The sequence below is a fragment of the Amycolatopsis sp. NPDC049688 genome (assembly GCF_040674975.1).
Lineage (GTDB): Bacteria > Actinomycetota > Actinomycetes > Mycobacteriales > Pseudonocardiaceae > Amycolatopsis.
In genome coordinates this window covers 1-14924 of record NZ_JBFANY010000001.1, presented here as the reverse complement: position 1 = coordinate 14924, position 14924 = coordinate 1, and the positions used below count along the sequence as shown (strand labels likewise).

At 71.0% G+C, this 14924-nt stretch carries 17 protein-coding genes; all 17 read left to right on the top strand.

Translation table 11 applies throughout. From position 1 onward, the window contains the following. Positions 1-344: 344 nt before the first annotated feature. Positions 345-1103, top strand: coding sequence for a hypothetical protein (locus AB0J55_RS00085; RefSeq protein ID WP_364240458.1), 759 nt, complete (start codon positions 345-347; stop codon positions 1101-1103). Between the two features lie 266 nt (positions 1104-1369). Further along, entirely contained in the window at positions 1370-1801 is a 432-nt protein-coding gene (locus AB0J55_RS00080; RefSeq protein ID WP_364240455.1) for an ATP-binding protein, read from the top strand. Beyond that, entirely contained in the window at positions 1705-2409 is a 705-nt protein-coding gene (locus tag AB0J55_RS00075; protein ID WP_364240452.1) for an ATP-binding protein, read from the top strand. Before AB0J55_RS00080 ends, AB0J55_RS00075 begins: the two co-directional genes overlap by 97 nt. Positions 2410-2844: 435 nt before the next feature. After that, the gene (locus tag AB0J55_RS00070; RefSeq protein ID WP_364240449.1) at positions 2845-4890 is read left to right on the top strand and encodes a hypothetical protein; all 2046 of its coding nucleotides are present in this window, start codon (positions 2845-2847) and stop codon (positions 4888-4890) included. A gap of 148 nt (positions 4891-5038) precedes the next feature. After that, entirely contained in the window at positions 5039-5995 is a 957-nt protein-coding gene (locus AB0J55_RS00065) for a hypothetical protein (RefSeq protein WP_364240447.1), read from the top strand. Continuing rightward, entirely contained in the window at positions 5992-6978 is a 987-nt protein-coding gene (locus AB0J55_RS00060) for a bifunctional DNA primase/polymerase (RefSeq protein ID WP_364240444.1), read from the top strand. The genes AB0J55_RS00065 and AB0J55_RS00060 overlap by 4 nt, the downstream gene beginning before the upstream one ends. A gap of 14 nt (positions 6979-6992) precedes the next feature. Further along, positions 6993-7709: a hypothetical protein gene (locus AB0J55_RS00055; RefSeq protein ID WP_364240442.1), complete on the top strand. Its 717-nt coding sequence runs from the start codon at positions 6993-6995 to the stop codon at positions 7707-7709. Between the two features lie 191 nt (positions 7710-7900). Further along, entirely contained in the window at positions 7901-8506 is a 606-nt protein-coding gene (locus AB0J55_RS00050; RefSeq protein ID WP_364240440.1) for a hypothetical protein, read from the top strand. Positions 8507-8584: 78 nt separating this feature from the next. Then, positions 8585-8872, top strand: a complete 288-nt coding sequence (locus tag AB0J55_RS00045) for a hypothetical protein (RefSeq protein ID WP_364240438.1) — start codon at positions 8585-8587, stop codon at positions 8870-8872. Continuing rightward, positions 8842-9528 (top strand): hypothetical protein, encoded by a 687-nt coding sequence (locus tag AB0J55_RS00040; RefSeq protein ID WP_364240436.1) that lies wholly within the window; start codon positions 8842-8844, stop codon positions 9526-9528. Before AB0J55_RS00045 ends, AB0J55_RS00040 begins: the two co-directional genes overlap by 31 nt. Further along, positions 9521-9760 (top strand): hypothetical protein, encoded by a 240-nt coding sequence (locus AB0J55_RS00035; protein WP_364240433.1) that lies wholly within the window; start codon positions 9521-9523, stop codon positions 9758-9760. Before AB0J55_RS00040 ends, AB0J55_RS00035 begins: the two co-directional genes overlap by 8 nt. A gap of 171 nt (positions 9761-9931) precedes the next feature. Further along, positions 9932-10348: a hypothetical protein gene (locus AB0J55_RS00030; RefSeq protein WP_364240431.1), complete on the top strand. Its 417-nt coding sequence runs from the start codon at positions 9932-9934 to the stop codon at positions 10346-10348. After that, positions 10341-10778 carry a hypothetical protein gene (locus tag AB0J55_RS00025; protein WP_364240429.1) on the top strand — a complete coding sequence of 146 codons (438 nt, stop codon included), beginning with the start codon at positions 10341-10343 and terminating at the stop codon, positions 10776-10778. Before AB0J55_RS00030 ends, AB0J55_RS00025 begins: the two co-directional genes overlap by 8 nt. Next, positions 10775-11992, top strand: a complete 1218-nt coding sequence (locus AB0J55_RS00020) for a DUF4192 domain-containing protein (RefSeq protein ID WP_364240426.1) — start codon at positions 10775-10777, stop codon at positions 11990-11992. Before AB0J55_RS00025 ends, AB0J55_RS00020 begins: the two co-directional genes overlap by 4 nt. 137 nt (positions 11993-12129) lie before the next feature. Beyond that, entirely contained in the window at positions 12130-13173 is a 1044-nt protein-coding gene (locus AB0J55_RS00015) for a DUF4192 domain-containing protein (RefSeq protein WP_364240423.1), read from the top strand. Positions 13174-13574: 401 nt separating this feature from the next. Continuing rightward, entirely contained in the window at positions 13575-14078 is a 504-nt protein-coding gene (locus AB0J55_RS00010) for a single-stranded DNA-binding protein (RefSeq protein ID WP_364240421.1), read from the top strand. Between the two features lie 258 nt (positions 14079-14336). Continuing rightward, positions 14337-14795 (top strand): hypothetical protein, encoded by a 459-nt coding sequence (locus tag AB0J55_RS00005; protein ID WP_364240419.1) that lies wholly within the window; start codon positions 14337-14339, stop codon positions 14793-14795. The last annotated feature ends 129 nt before the right edge of the window (positions 14796-14924 follow it).

The following is a 14924-nucleotide window of genomic DNA, read 5'->3' as shown; positions in this document are numbered from 1 at the left end:
GGTTCGCCCGCCCCGTTCCGGCTGTCCGATCCCGGCTGGACCGGGCAGGTCTTGGCCGCGCTCGACCGGCACCTCGCCGAGTCCGCCGAGCCGGCGCACCGCCGCCGACCAGCCCGCGCGACTGCCTGTCCGAGATGCCGCCGGCGTGGACGTCATCGGAGTGCCATCCCGTCGTCGCGACTCGCCGAGCTAATCTGATAACCGGCTTGTGAATCCGGATAGGACAGTCCAACCCCACGGGCCGCCGGAGTCTCGTCGCCGTGGCGTAACAGGTGTACAGTGGAAGGAACCGGATCTTGGTGTGGCCTCCCCATGCATCGAGTGGCATGAGGACGGTGGACACGATGACGCTGCTGCGACAGAACCGCGAACTGAAACGGCTCGGGATCTGGAACTGGTCCCTACCCGCGTTCGCGGGCAAGCTTCCCGATGGCCGCAACTACAATGCCTGTCCCTCGGCCGGAATCTGTGCGCAAGCCTGCTACGCCCGCAACGGCACCTACCTGTTTCCCCAGGTGAAAGCACGCCATCAGGACAACTTGCGCTGGACCATGGACGATCTGTCCGGCTGGCAGCATGCGATGCTGGATGAGTTGTCGCACAACCGGTTCATCGACGCGTGGGTGCGGATCCACGACAGCGGTGACTTCTACTCCCGCGCTTACCTCACGGCGTGGCTGGAGATCATGCGCGCCCGCCAGCGCACCCGCTTCTACACCTACACGAAGGAAGTCGCGGCGTTCCGGGAGCTGGTTGAGCCGAATCCGCCACGGAACTTCTGGTGGGTCTACTCCTACGGCGGAACCCAAGACTCCACACTGGACCCGACCGTGGATCGAGTCGCCGACGTCTTCCCCGACGAACAATCCATCACCGCCGCCGGCTGGCACTCGCAAGAAGAGTCCGACCTGCTGGCCGTGCTCGGGCCGGCGCCGGTCGGGATCCCGGCAAACAACATCGCGCACTTCAAGGCCCGCCAAGCCGGGCGCCGGTGGAGCCGCTGGCAGGCCGGTGTCGAGGCCGCCCGCGCCGCTCGCCGCACCGGCACCCCGCCCACCACAGCGGCCGGCGACCGGTCGGGCGCGTCCGGCGACCCACGGTAGCGCCGCCCGGGACCACGGCGGCCGCTCCGGCCTGACGTGGCCCGAGGGTGTCGTGCACCTGACCGCCTCCGCTGCGCACCCGCGCTCTGACGTCGATCTCGCCGCCGCGGCCGCGGCGTTGCTGGTTGCCGAGGCCGTGCCGGCGCGGCGGCTGACCGCGACGGCACTGGATCGGCGAACTCGGTCTCGACGGCACCGCCCGGCCGGTCCCCGACGTGCGGACGCGGGCGATCGCAGCCGCCGGGGCCGGGTTCACCCACCTGGTCGTGCCAGCCGCCAGCGCTGCCGAAGCCCGCGATGTCCCCGGCCTCACCATCGTCCCGGTCGCCTGCCTGAACGACCTGGTCAGCTGGCTGCGAAGCGGACCCAACCAGACCCAGCGGCCCGAGTCGCGCGACGGAGCATCGCCTACCGCACCTTGGACGCCTGAAGCGTGGGCCCGGCTGTCGCCCACGGCGGTCCGGGCCGCCGCAGTCGCCGCCGCCGGCGGTCACCACACCCTGCACGTCGCGGCCCCCGGCACCCCGGTCCTCCTGCTGCCACGGTTGATCCGAGCGCTGATGGCCGACCTCACCGACACCGAGGCACTCGAGGTCAGCACGTGGCACTTCCTGGCCGAGCACCCCTGGCCCGGCAACGAAGCGCCCACCCGGCCACCTGCCGCTGCCTGCGCCCAGACGACACGGTCGCCGCAGTAGCCGGATCACTCAGTCGCCCGGGACTGCTGACGCTGGCCCACCGCGGCGTCCTGACCGTCGAAGACGTCCCCGAGCTTTCCGCCCGCATCGTCGAGGTCCTGCGTCCGGCGCTGGAGCACGGCACGATCGGCATCACCGCCGCGGCAGGCGCCGAATCCCGCCCGGCCGGAGCACGCATGGTATTCATCGCCCGCGACTGCCCTTCCAGCAGCGTCCGGACCAAGAAGTGCCGCTGCACCCCGGCGCAGCGTGCGCGCTACCTCGCCCGGATCCCGCAGTGGTTGCTCGACCGCGTCGACCTGTTCGTGCGGCAGGTCACCGTCGCCGAGCCCGATCCGTCGCTGCCGTCGCTGGAGTCGCTGCGGGACAGCGTCGCCCGAGCTCGGGAACGCGCGCGCTACCGATGGGGTGCCGCACCTGAACCCGGCGCCGCAATCGACTACATCCAAGCCGTCGCCGGCCTTCCCGCCAACGCGGTACGGGAGCTGGATGAGGCGATACGAGACGGCCGGATCACTCCCCGGATGGCTGCGCGGTGCCTGCGGCTGGCCTGGCACGTACCGACCTGGACGGCCGGGCGCACCCGGACATCGCCGATATCTGGCTGACGTTCTACCACCGCAGCGGAATGCTGTGCCTGCTGCGGAATCCGGCTCCCAGGTGAGCTGCAACAGGAGATGAGTTGTGAGGCAAGAGCCCGTTGGCGACGAACCGGTGCAATGAACTTGGCAGGAAGATGAGGAAAGTGTTGCTGCGCTGAGAAAGGGGGTGCGGGTGGTCCGGTCGGGCCGACGCACTCTAGCGAAGCCTGGCGTCGGCGGAAGCCCGCCCAATCACGATCTCTGCTTTCCGTCGTGCGGTCGGGGCGGGCTTGCCGCCGACGCGGGCGGCCCCGCTTGGGCGAGTGCGTCCCGACCGGGACGCCCGCACTCCCCTTCTTCTCCACCGCGACTTGGTGATGGAGAAGGAGGTGGTGCGGGGTTCGTGGCCGGTCATCGGATTCGTTGCCGGTGACCGGCCGGCCCGTGTGAAGGAGCGCCTTCGTGACCAGCACGATGGATTTGCCGACTCAGCGCGACACCGATAGCCCGACGGCCGCACCGGACACCGACCTCCCCACGACCGACCTCCCCACCAACGAGCTGGGCGGTGCCGTCACCGTCGGCACCGCCCCCGACGGCGACACGTCCTCGACCGAGGTCGAGGAGACCTCGCTCGACGAGCTGTCCGCTACGGACCGCGCGGCGCTGCACGCGCAGTGGGACGCCGAGATCGACACTATCGTCCGGGCCGACCCGGACAAGGTGCTGCTCGCCGAGAACGTGCGCACCGACAACGCCGAAGCCGACGAGGACACCACAGCGAACTTCAAGACTCACGGTGTCAAGACCGCGGTCAACGGCTACCGCGACTACGACACCGGCGCCGTCGTGGTCACCGAAGGGCAGCGCCGCGTCCTCAACGCCCGTGAAGCCGGCTGCCAGGTGCCGGTCTGGATGAAGACCCCGCCGCCGGCTGACGAGCGCAAGGCCACCATTGAGCGGATCGTCAACCAGTTCATCGAGAACGATCCCGCCTTCCGCAGGTCCCTTACGCTGGCGGACACCGCACGGGCTCTGGAGCAGCTCGCCGCGTTCAATCTCAAGCCCGCGGGGATCGCCCGGAAGCTCGCGCTGGGCAGGAAGGGCAAGACCTACGTCGAGAACGTCCTGCGGGCCGGGCAGAGCGAGCTGGCGCTCAAGGCCAGCGAACGCTACGACCTGGATCTGCTGCAGGCCGCGGTCATCGCCGAATTCGATGAAGCCGGTGACACCGACACGGCGAAGGAGCTCATCCTGACCGCGCGTACGGCGCCGAACAACTTCGCCCAGCTCGCCGAGCGCAAGCGCACCGAACGCGCGGACAAGCAGCGGCTCGCGGCCCTGACCGAGGACCTCACCGAGGAACTGACCGCCGCGGGCGTCACGATCTTCGATGCGAGCCTGCCCGGGCACGACGGGGACGCGCGCTCGCTGGACCGGCTGCGCCCCACCCCCGAGGACGAGCCCCACACCGAGCTGACCGCGGAGGATCACGCGTCCTGCCCGGGACACGGCGCCTGGATCGAGACCGATCACCACGACGAGCAGGGCAACCAGATCCCGGTGGCCGTCTATGGCTGCGCCGACTTCCTCGCCCACGGTCACGCCCTCAGCTACGCCCCGGCTGGCCGCGCGGACTTCACCCCCGCGTCCACCAGCGCCGGCACCTCCGTCGACCACGAGTCCTCCGAGGACGAGGATGCAGCCGAGCGGGCCGATGAGGTCGCGGCCGCGCGTGCTGCCCACGCCGCCGCCGAACTCGAGCGCCGGAAGGCGGCGATCATCCGCAAGTGGGTGATCCAGAACAATAAGGACTGGGACGCCTCGCAGGCCACGCGGCGGCAATGGCTGGCCGCGCTGGTGCAGCGCAGCACCGCTCCGAAGGGCGCGCAGCTGTTCCTCGCGCTGCAGAAGGCGCACGGCGGCTACGAGCTGCGGCGCGCGTTCGAGCGCAACCACCCGCTGGCCATGACGCTGTTCGGTCTGCGGGACGGGGCCACGCTCGCCGATCTGACTGCCAAGGTCGCCAAGGCCCCCACGGCGGGGAAGGCCACCCTCTACGACCTGTTCCTCACCCTCTGCGCGATCGAGGCGGACCTTTCCCGCAACACCTGGCGCAGCCCGTGGGGCTCCGCGAAGGCGTACATGGCCGCGATCATCGGCTGGGGCTACCCGGCTTCCGATGTGGAGCGGAAGGTGATCGACCCGGAAACCGAGCAGGAGGTTATCGCCGCGCAGCTCGGCGACCTCGCCACCGACGCCACCAGCGACGGCGGCACGACCGTCGCGGGTGACGAGGCCGGCGGTGCCGAGGCCCCGAACGACGCCGACCACACCGAAGTCGAGGACCCCACCGCCGGGGTCGACGGCATCGACCGCGCGGTCACGGACGACCAGAGCGACACGGCAGCCGACCACGCCGATGGCGACGCCGCGGACGGCACCGCTCCGGAACCGGTCGAGCAGGACACCGAGGTCGAGGCGGAGCTGATCGGCGCCGCGATCTAGCCGCCCGGACCGCCGCCGCACCCGATTCCTCGCCGGGGGCGGGCCCGCTCACTACAGCCGGGCCCGCCCCAGCTTCCCGCCCCGCCCCGTCCTCTCTCGCCTCCCGCCGGGCTCGCCGCGAGCCCCGCGCGTGAACGGAGTTCCTTCGATGCATCCGCACCTTCCTCCGGTCTTCGACACCATCCACCGCACCAGCACCTACGCCGCCGGGCACCACCCCGTCTGGCCGTACGCCCCACTGCCGCCCGGCCCATGCTGGACCCACGCCACCTGCCGGTGCGGCTGGGCCGAAATCGCCGAATCCCACAGCGACGCCCGCGCCCTGGCCCGCCACCACCGCCGCCACGCCGCCGACCACCCCACCTACCTCCCCGGAACGGCGCTGCGCATCGGCGGCCGCACCCACCAGGCCGACGCCACCGGCACCCACGTCTCCCTCGTCGGCACCCGCCACGGCTGGGCCGTCGCCGACGGCATCGGCGATTCCCCGCTCGCCGTGCACGCCGCCGGCAGCGCGGCCGCCACCGCCGCCTACGTCGCCGCCGACCGCGGCGCCGTCGCCGGGCTGCTCACCGCCGCCGGCACCCTCGCGGCCGTCCACGACGGCGACACCGTCATGGTCGTCGCCGCCCCACGCCCGCCCGAGCACGGTGGCGGATGGGACATCGCGTGGGTCGGGGACTGCCGCGCCTACGAATACGACCCCGACGCGGGCGTCCTCACCCAGCTCACCGTCGACCACACCGAAGGACAACACCTACGCGACAGCCTCGCCGAGCACTACCGAGACCGGCCGCAGGACCTCGAACAGCTGGCCGCCCGGCCGGACAACGTCGTCACCAGCTCCGTGGCCACCGCCGACGAGAACACCATCGGCCACATCACCACGACCGGGCCCCGTCGCCGGTTGCTCCTCACCAGCGACGGCGTCCACAAACCCGTGCCGCACGCCTCCCTCGTCCGCGCGTGCCGCACGTTCCGCGCCCCGGCCGCGTGCGCGAACCGGCTGACACTCGCCGCCCGGTACTTCGGCGGCACCGACAACGCCGCCGCCATGGTCATCGATCCCGTCCCAGCCCCGATCGCGGCCGAGCTGGTGCCATGACCACCACGACTACGCCGACGCGGGCGCTCGTCCCCGCCACCAACGGACTGCTGGCAGCCGCGTTGGGCGCCGCCGGGCGCGGATGGCCGGTATTCCCGCTCGCCCCGCGCAGCAAGCGGCCCGCCATTCCCGACTGGCAGCAGCGAGCCACCTGCGATCCCGACCGCATCCGCCGCTGGTGGCGCCGCCACCCGAGACACAACGTCGGCATCGCCTGCGGACCAGCAGGTCTGCTCGTGCTCGACCTCGACGCCGCCCACGGACCGATCCCCCTCCACTGGGTCCGCCGCGGCATCACCCACGGCCGCGACGTCCTCGCCCTGCTCGCCCAGCAGGCCGGCGAACCCGACCCGGTGGACACGTTCACCGTCGCGACCCCACGCGGCGGCGAACACCGGTTCTTCTCCCGGCCGTCCGGATCGCGGCTGCGCAGCACCGTCGGCGCCCGCGGCCGCGGGCTCGGCTGGCACGTCGACACCCGCGGCCCCGGCGCGCTCGTCACGGCCCCGGGGTCTCTCGCCGTCGTCCACGGCGTGCCGGTGCCCTATGCCATCACTTGGGACCTCCCGGTGGCGGTCCTGCCCGCCTGGCTCGTCACCGCCCTCACCCCGCCACCGGCACCCCCGCCAGCTGCGCATCCGCCACCACCGCCGCTGCCGGCGACCAGCCGCCGGGTCAGCGCCTACGTCCAGGCCGCCGTCACCGCGGAGTGCCGCAACGTCGCCACCGCCACCGAAGGCCATCGCCATATCACCGTCTACGCCGCCGCCGCGGCACTCGGCGAACTGCACGGCAACGGCTGGATCAGCGCCGCCGCGATCACCCACCACCTCACCAACGCCGCCCGCCACCACCTCGGCGTCGCCGACTTCGACGACCGCGAACTGGCCACCACCATCCGCGACGGCATCGCCGCCGGCCGCGAACACCCCCGCATCCTCACCGACCGCCCGGCACCCCGACTGCAGCTCGCCATCCGCTGAGAAGGAGACCCGCCATGCCCGAAACCGCGCCATCGGATCCCGCCGCCTCCGGCACACAGGAGCTGGTCTGGCTCTGGCAGCGGCAACCGGACAGCACCGACCTGGAAAAGGCTCTCATCCCCGCCCACCTGATCCCGGCGGGCTGGCTGCCCATGCTCCAGCACCGCTACACCGAAGGCGACCGCATCGACTTCACCTGGGACGGGGTGCAACAGCCGGGCACGGTCGTACAGGACCAGGGCATGTGCGTAGCCATCGCCGGCGAACGCCCCGGCTCAGGGTTCACCATTTACAAGACCGACGTCCGCCCACACGACGGCGAACCCGCCGCACCGGTCGACCCGGTCATCGTCTCGGCGATCACCCCGCATCCCCACCCTGTCATCCGCGGGGAAGGCCACACCGCGACCGCCTACTGGAACCTCGGCCGCCCAACCTCCCACGGCTGGCTGCCCCGGGCGCGCCTGCACATCGCCTTCCAGCCCGACATCGGGTTCACCGCCACGCTGTCCAGCGTCGAAGAACACGACCAGGCCGGCGAGCACCGCGAGCGCCAGCGGCCTCTCGACCCGGTCGTCGTCCATCACCACCCGGCAAGCCGTCCCAGCCACCACGCCGTCCGCAGCTGCCTGCGCGACGCCATCGGCATCGTCATTTCCGAGGCTCGGCAACGGCAACCAGTGGTCTGCGCCCACTTCGTGCCGATCCCGGACGTGCCGCACGAGAAGTAGCCAGCTGCCGACCTCGCCGGGACGCCGCGCGGCGCACCCGGTCACCAGAAAAGCACGGCGCGGCCCGGACCTTGCCAGAACGCCGATCTACTGTCCGGCGGTGGCCGGCCCGGGCCGCGCCGTGCTCGCGAGGCCCCGTTCACCACCGGCGGGCCCCGCCCGCCGGTGACCGACCGTTCACGGAGGTGCACATGACGGAGCCGACGATCCACGTTCCCGAGGGATACCGCCAAACCCACCTGCGCGGGCTGTGGGCTCTCGCCCGCTGCCGCGACTGCGGCGGCAACGGCGAATTCCTGGTCAGCGACCGCGACGACCCCATCGAGCCGTGGGACTCCGACGAGCCCGAACCGTGGTACCCGCAGCCCTGCGACTGTCTCTGGGCACCGCCGCCGCACGAGCTACGCGCGTTCGACGCGGCACAAATCCGCCTGTGGCGACATCGGGAGCGAATGCGCGAGGTCTTCGACGCGATCGGCCCGCGCCAGGTCGGCGGCACCTACTGGGACGGGTACTGGCATCGCCGGTACCTCGTCGAGACCGTCACCATCCGATTCCGCGACGGCGACCTGACCGAACCGGACTGGTCGATCACGATCCGCTGGGACAACTCGCAGCGCAACACCCACCGCACACCGTGGAATCCGCGCTACGACAGCACAACTCCACCAGCGCGGTCGCCCGGCGAGGCTCCCGCACCGCCGGAACTGCGCTACCCCGCCACGGTCTCCTGCCGGCTGTGCCGCTCTCGGTTTGCGCTCGTCCGCACCGTCCACCACGCATTCTGCGCCCACTGAAAGGAAATTCCGATGTCCGCACCTTCTCTGCCCGACGTTCTCCGCCGCGCCGCCGGGGCCGCTTCCTCTCGCCGGTCGGTGGACGCTAAAGCTGACGACGGGCTCGGGGCCCTGCGCCGACGCGACGAACCCGTCCGCTGGCACGGCCGCAACGAGATGACCCGCGAGTACGTCCACCCGGGCCGCACCGTGATCGAGGTACCGAACTGGCCCTGGCCGATCGGGCGCCCGGAGGACTACGACGACCAGACGTGCCCCGGGCTCTGGTTCAACGCCACCGGCACCCCACAGCCCGACCCGGCAGACCGCAGCGCGCCTGAGGGTGTCGCGCTGCTGTGCTGCCGATGCGGCCTGGACTGCACCTGACACCCGCGAACCAAACACCCTCACGTCCACTTCAGATAGAGGCAGGTGACCCGATGCCGGACAACATTGAGCCGCACGGCCTCCCCGCCGCCGTTCTCCGCGTCGACGAAGGACTGGTGTGCGGTGACGAGCAGCCCTACTTCCCCGCGCAACTGGGCGAGCCCCAGTTCGCGGCCGACGGTGAAGACGGCCGCCGCTACTACTCCGTGACACTGCGGTTTCGTCGTGTCGTCACCGAGTGGATCGCCATCATCGTCGAAGCCACCTCCGACCATCTGCGCTTCCGCTGGGACGGTGACGACCTGATCGTCACCGATGACGACGGACTCCGCGACGACACCGATCCGGCAAGCGGTCCCGCCGTCGAGCGCCTCCGGCCCGACGCGGACGGCCGGTACGTCTTCCCGACCTGGCTGTGGCACGTACCCGACGTTGACCTCGATCGCCTCGACGAGGACACCTGTGAGGCGTTGGCCCTCCTGTCACACGACGATCCGATCCACGTCGACACCGTGATCCGTTACGTCACCGAAAACACCTACCCCGCAATCGATCCGCAGATGCTCTGGGACATCCGCGCCCGGCACCGGACGCTCGCGGGTTCGCCCACAGCACCCGCCGACACCGCCGAGTCCGAGGAGACCCACGATGAGTAGCGACTACGCCGGTATCCCCGCAGGATGCGACGTCACGCTGGCACGCCCGGGCGACGAGGCCGGCGTCGAACTGCTCGCCGACGGTGACTTCGCTCTCGTCCTGACCGATGATCGCAACGTCACGGTGGTCACCGTTGAGGGCAACCGGGCCGAACTGCTCGACTTCGTGCGCCGGACCCAGCAGGCGCTGGAAGAAGAGGTCGGCCTCACCTCCCCGCCGCCCGCCGACTGACCGTAGCCGCGCTCAGGCACTCCGGCCGGTGCGGACGACCGCCGCCAGCACAGCACACCCGAGCCCTCGGGCGCCGACTCCCGCGCCACGTCACGCGAGCTGACCGGCGCCCGAGGACCACGGGTGCGCTCACCGAGGTCGGGTTCACCGCACCTGACCCGGAGGCACGCCATGACCTCGACCACCGCCCAGAGCACGCCGTCCGACTACACCGAAGCCGCCTACGCCCGGGCGTGCCGGTTGATCGAAACCGAACTCGGCGGCCGCCGGCTCGCGCCGGAACCCCGAACCTGGCTCGAGGACCTCGCTCGCGCCCGGCGGCACAAGACCGCGTTCATCACCGCAGTCTGCAATACCTGCTTCCCCTCCGGTGTCGTGGAAGCCTGCCGGGTCGTCGAAGCCGTCTACCCCTACCTCGATCCCGACGGGCTCTGCACCGACGCCGCGCTCACCGCCGCCTGGAACATCCTCGAACCCGACGCCGGCACCTGGCCCGAGGATCTGCAGGACGAGCGGCGCTGCTTCACCGACAAGTGCGTGACCCGCGCGCTCGCCGAGGCGAACACGGCGGTGGCCGACCATGCCTGAGGACCGGTTGTGGTTCACCGCATACGACTGGAGCCGCTCCTACGTGCTGCCCGAGTCGGTCGCCTGCAACATCCCCCGCCGCGGCAGCCTCGACGGCTACGGCGCCTGGAACCTCGCGCGCGGTGTGCTCGTCGAGCTGTGCCACGCGCTGCCCGCGACGCCGGTCTCGCTGCTCTACGACGAGCCTGTGCAGCGCCGCGACTGGATGCGTATCGCGATCCGGATCACCGCGCACGCCCGGCGTGCCGACGGGCAGGACGTGCGCGTGATCTATCGCAGCGAACGGACCGACGCCGAACCCTGGCCGGAGTTTTGGAGCGTCGCGGTCAACGGATTCATCCCTGCCTTCGGCCGGAACGTCCGACGGCCGTCACCGCCGTGGATCGCCCACATCGCCGTGCAAACGCTGCGCACTGAACTCGGCCGGTGACCTCTGGTCTCCAGTCGTCTGCGCCCTTGTTCCTTGCCGGGAAGGCGCTCGTGCGGGGGACATCCGCCGTCGATTCACCGGCGACGTCGCCGACCTACCAGCGACCGATCGGGCCACCGGCCGCCGGCACGTTCCTCTCATCCGCACCATTCGTCCACTGTAGTCAGCGAGGTTCCCTGATGCCCGAGCCGATTTCCTTGACCGACGAGGATCTCCTGGCCGCCATTCCCGCCCTGATCGGGTTCGTCCCCACCGACTCGCTCGTGATCGTCGCCGCCGTCGTACACACCGACGGCACCGTCCGCCTGGGCCGCACCACCCGATTCAATCTCGACCTGGCCATGCGGCTGCCCCGCGCGGTCGTGACGGAACTCAGCCGCGCGCTGGGCGACCAGCCGGTCCAGCGCCTCATCGGCACCGTCGTCCACGACAACACCAGTGGCAACAACGATCTGCCCTACCGGGCTCAACTGCACGAACTCACCCACCGGCTGCACGAGGCCGGATTCACCAACATCGAGCTCCTGCACGTGCCGGCCTTCACCGCCGGCGCTCCCTGGTCGTGCTACGACGTCGCCGACCACACCGGCACCCTGCCCGACCCCGCCATCTCCCCGCTCACCACCGACCGCGTACTCCACGGCGACCGTGTCTACGGCAACCGCGACGCCTTCCTCGCTCAATTCGTTCCCGCGCCCGCCGACGTCCGCGACAGCATCGCCACTCTGGCCGACCCGATCGCCGAGGACGTCCAGGCCGAAGAACTCGCCGGTGACTTCCCGCGGCTGCGCCGGCGCCTGCAGCTGATCGACGATGCGGTCACCGCCGCCACCCACGGCCGGCTCCCCACCGACCACCACGAGATCGCGGAACTAATCGCTGCCCTGTCCAGCTTTCTCCTGCGCGACATCCACCTCATCCAGGACACCGAACGGCGATGCGGGGCAGCCCAGGCACTGTGGCTGCACCTGTGGCGACACGCCTGCGACCGATACGCGCCCACGATGACCGCACTGACCGCCGTCACCGCATTCCTGCGTAAGGACAGCGTCGTCGCCGGGCTCATCATCCAGCGCGGTCCGCATCCTACGAAGCTCACCCGGCTGGTACACCGCTGGATGCGCGAGAGTGTCGACTTCGCCTCTCTGCACGCCGACATCGCGGACGTTGCACAGCAGTTGCGAGCGACTCTCACCACGTCCACCGAAAGCTGACAACTCTCGCACCGTCGACGGGTTCATCCCAGCCTCCCGCCACGCGGACGCTGCACGCCGAACTCGGCCGCCGGTCTCCCCGACCCGGCTCTCACCCGGCAGTCCGTGCTCGCTCTTCGCTGAAAGGACGATCGTCGATGCCGCTCACTCTCGCCAGCACCAGCGTCGTAGTCGCCAGCATCCCGGCGCTGATCGGCTTCACTCCCGAGAACTCTCTCGTGCTGATCGCCACGCTCACCAACGACGACGGGTCGGCCGGTACCGGCCCGCTCACCCGAATCGACCTCACCCACCTCACCCGCCACGCCGACGACTGCGTGCAGCTGTTCAGCCGGCAATGCGGTGAGCTGGCCGTCTCCTGCGTGACCGGCGTCGTCGTCCGCGCCGACGACGAGGACACCGCCGACGACGGCGCGCTGCCGCCGCGCGCCGACGTCGACAGCGTTATCGCGCAGCTGGCCGAGCGCGGATTCGTCGACGTCGACGTCGTGTCCGTGCCGGCCATCGCCGAAGGCGCGCGCTGGCGTTCCTACCGCGACACCGGCCGCACCGGTGTCCTGCCTGACCCCGCATCCACCGCTGCCGCGGCCGCCGCCATCGCCGCCGGACACACCATCGCCGCCTCCCGCGACGACCTCGCGGCGCGCTTCACCCCAGCACCCGGAAACCTCCGCGCCTGTCTTCAGCCCCACATCGCCGACGCCGTCGAACATGCCGTCATCGACCAGGACTCGAACCTCGCCGCACACCGCCGTCTGGCCCGCGCCGACGCCGCGATCCGCGCGGCCTGCCACGGCGAGCTACCCGCCGACGATGCCGCCATCGCCGATCTCGCCGCAACCTTCGCCACGCTGCTGTTCCGCGACGCCCTGCTCGCCGTCCCCGACGAGACCGCGCGCCTGGCCGCCGAGAACCTGCTCCTGCACCTGTGGCGCCACACCGACGAGCCCATCGCCAGTCAGCTCGCCACCGTCCTCGGCATACACGCCTACCTGCGTGGCGACGGAGCCGGTGCCCGGATCGCGCTCGCGAACGCCGACCCCGAACAACCCCTGGCGGACCTGCTCTCACACCTGCTCGGCCACGCAGTGGCGCCGTCAAAGATCTACGACCTGGTCCAGAACGGCAGCGCCGATGCTCGCCGCACGCTGCTGAGCGAACCCGTGCCCGACCAGGCGTGACGCTCACCCCTCCTCACCGTTCGCGCTGGGGGGCCGGAGCCGTTGGGTGCGAGGGCATCGACCCGTGGCCAACGGCCCGCCACGGGCGAAGGGGCGTGGTGGGTGGTGGCGTGACGGTGGGTCGGTGTCACCGGCGGTGGCCTCGCCCGGCTCGCCGGGTCGTGGATCGCCCGAAGGTAAGCACACCCCGGCCGGGGGCAGTGCGTCCCCGAAGCCCGGCCCGATCCGCCCGGGTGAACCAGCCCCTCACCCAGACGAGCTCCGATGCCGGTCGCGCGCGAGCTGGTTCACGCGCGGGCGGATGAGCCAGGCCGGGGACGTCGCCTGACGGCGACCCCCGGCCGCCGCGTGCTCAGGCTGCGCCGCGTTCCACACCCCAACGAGCACCAGGGAGACACACCATGGCCGGCGACACCACCCTCACCATCATCGGCAACCTCACCGACGACCCGACCAGCCGCTTCTTCGACAGCGGCTCCTTCGTCACCAACTTCACCGTCGCCTCCACCCCGCGCAAGCTCAACCGCGCCACCGGCGAATGGGACGACGGCGACGCGCTGTTCCTGCGCTGCAACGCCTGGGGCCGGCTCGGCGAGAACATCGTCAACAGTCTCCGCAAGGGCCACCGCGTCATGGTCCAGGGCCGGCTGCAGCAGCGCAGCTACACCACCAAGGACGATGAGAAGCGCACCGTCCTGGAACTCAACGTCGACGAGATCGGCCCGTCGCTGCGCTACGCCACCGCCGAGGTCACCAAGAGCACCCAGGCCACCCAGGCCAAGGTGAACCGGGACCTGGTCACCAGCACCCGCACCGCCCCGGCCGAGGACCCGTGGAGCGCCGACGCCGGCCGCGACCTGGTCGGCGTGACCGCCGGCGGCTTCAGCGACGAGCCGCCGTTCTGATGAGACCCGGTGTCCGGCCGGACCTTCCCCTCCGGCCGGGCACCACCCCAAAGGCCGGGGCCAGCCTGACGGCTGGCCCCGGCCTTTCCCATGTCACACCACCGCACCCGGGAGGTCACTATGCCCGCCGCTCTCAACACCACGCCGTCCGCCCGATCCGATGCGCCGACGAAACGCCGTGTCGCGCGCGAGCGGATACTGCGTGCCTTGGCCCGGAAATCACCCTTCAGAGTAGGAGAATCGCCTTACGCTCGAAACATGAGCAATCGTTACGGCGTCACGATCCCCGGGCTCGTCCTCGCCGGAGGAACCGGCTTCTACCTCGGCATCCAGCCCTTCGGCTACATCGGACTCCTCGTCACACCCTTCACCGACCCAGCCGGCCTGCTTGCCCTCCCCGGCGCCGTGATGTTCGGTGCGCTCCTCGGCTGCGTCGTCGCCTACCTCAGCCGCAACCGCATCAAGCCGAAACTCGCCCACCGCTACCGCCGCGGCACCATCCTCGGCGCCGTCACGCTGCCCGGCTACCTGTTCATCGGGCACTTCCCCGGCGCAACCGAAGGCGGCACCGCCAGCCAGTGGGCGTCCGGGATCGCGTTCTGCTGCGGCATCACCGCGATGATCGTCTACTACCAGCGCCGCAAGCGCGCCACCTTGGCCCGCCGAGCCCGGCGTCTCGCCCAGCAGCAGGCCAACCAGCCGACCGCGACGCGCTGACCTGCCGACACACACGAGGGGCGGGGGGGGGGGGGGGGGGCGGCGGGGGCGGGCGCCCGGGCCCCCCCCCCCCCCCCCAACCAGAACGATCCGAAAAACCCCCACAACAAAGAATCGAGACAGCGCCCG

What these genes read in the sequence shown, in the direction of transcription:
- AB0J55_RS00085 (WP_364240458.1), top strand. Translation starts at nt 345, where the DNA reads ATGACGCTGCTGCGACAGAACCGCGAACTGAAACGGCTCGGGATCTGG.
- AB0J55_RS00065 (WP_364240447.1), top strand. Translation starts at nt 5,039, where the DNA reads ATGCATCCGCACCTTCCTCCGGTCTTCGACACCATCCACCGCACCAGC.
- AB0J55_RS00060 (WP_364240444.1), top strand. Translation starts at nt 5,992, where the DNA reads ATGACCACCACGACTACGCCGACGCGGGCGCTCGTCCCCGCCACCAAC.
- AB0J55_RS00055 (WP_364240442.1), top strand. Translation starts at nt 6,993, where the DNA reads ATGCCCGAAACCGCGCCATCGGATCCCGCCGCCTCCGGCACACAGGAG.
- AB0J55_RS00050 (WP_364240440.1), top strand. Translation starts at nt 7,901, where the DNA reads ATGACGGAGCCGACGATCCACGTTCCCGAGGGATACCGCCAAACCCAC.
- AB0J55_RS00035 (WP_364240433.1), top strand. Translation starts at nt 9,521, where the DNA reads ATGAGTAGCGACTACGCCGGTATCCCCGCAGGATGCGACGTCACGCTG.
- AB0J55_RS00030 (WP_364240431.1), top strand. Translation starts at nt 9,932, where the DNA reads ATGACCTCGACCACCGCCCAGAGCACGCCGTCCGACTACACCGAAGCC.
- AB0J55_RS00025 (WP_364240429.1), top strand. Translation starts at nt 10,341, where the DNA reads ATGCCTGAGGACCGGTTGTGGTTCACCGCATACGACTGGAGCCGCTCC.
- AB0J55_RS00015 (WP_364240423.1), top strand. Translation starts at nt 12,130, where the DNA reads ATGCCGCTCACTCTCGCCAGCACCAGCGTCGTAGTCGCCAGCATCCCG.
- AB0J55_RS00010 (WP_364240421.1), top strand. Translation starts at nt 13,575, where the DNA reads ATGGCCGGCGACACCACCCTCACCATCATCGGCAACCTCACCGACGAC.
- AB0J55_RS00005 (WP_364240419.1), top strand. Translation starts at nt 14,337, where the DNA reads ATGAGCAATCGTTACGGCGTCACGATCCCCGGGCTCGTCCTCGCCGGA.